1 protein-coding gene is annotated in these 695 nt (G+C 60.1%); it reads left to right on the top strand.

Annotated features, from left to right (window positions below; translation table 11 throughout):
- Nucleotides 1-144: 144 nt before the first annotated feature.
- Nucleotides 145-695: transposase (locus G7A66_RS14350; protein ID WP_408609270.1), on the top strand; the 551-nt coding region annotated here is incomplete at its 3' end.

A 695-nucleotide genomic window follows, 5' to 3' on the forward strand; every position in this document is an offset into this window, starting at 1 on the left:
AGCCACAATCGCTATCGCAGCCATCGTCACCTGGTGGCTCTAATGAGTCCGGACCCTACTACTCTTAAAGCTGGACACCCGCAATAACCCCTCGCTTTGATGCCTCTTCTGTGATTCACTCGATGCACTGGATGGAGAGTTTCGATGCAGCCACGCAGCCTGTTTTCGTTGGCGGAGCACCTGGACCGATTGAGCAAGGACGGTGATCCGCTCGAGGTTCTCGCGACCACGGTGGAGTTCGAACGCTTCCGGCCGCTTTTGACCCGCGGCCTTGGCTATAAGGGCGGAGCCAGGGGCGGTCGGCCAGCGTTTGATCCGGTCGCGATGTTCAAGGTGCTGGTGGTCCAGGCGCAGCATAATCTGTCAGATGCGCGCATGGAGTTCATGATCCGCGACCGCTTGAGTTGGATGCGCTTCTTCGGCTTTGATCTGGGCGGCTCGATGCCCGATGAGAACACGATCCGTCACTACCGTAACCGGCTCACAGAGAGCGGCACGCTCGAGGCGCTGATGCAGGCGTTCGAGCAGCAGCTGCGCGAGGCCGGGTATCTGGCCATGGGTGGGCAGATCGTCGATGCAAGCCTGGTTCCCGCGCCCAAGCAGCGCAATACGCAGGAAGAAAAGGCCGCCATCAAGGCAGGCAAGTCGTCCAAGCAGATCTGGCGCGGCAAGCCGAACAAAGCGCATCAGAAGGA

It is taken from the genome of Alteripontixanthobacter muriae, from assembly GCF_013336795.1.
GTDB classification, from domain to species: domain Bacteria; phylum Pseudomonadota; class Alphaproteobacteria; order Sphingomonadales; family Sphingomonadaceae; genus Pseudopontixanthobacter; species Pseudopontixanthobacter muriae.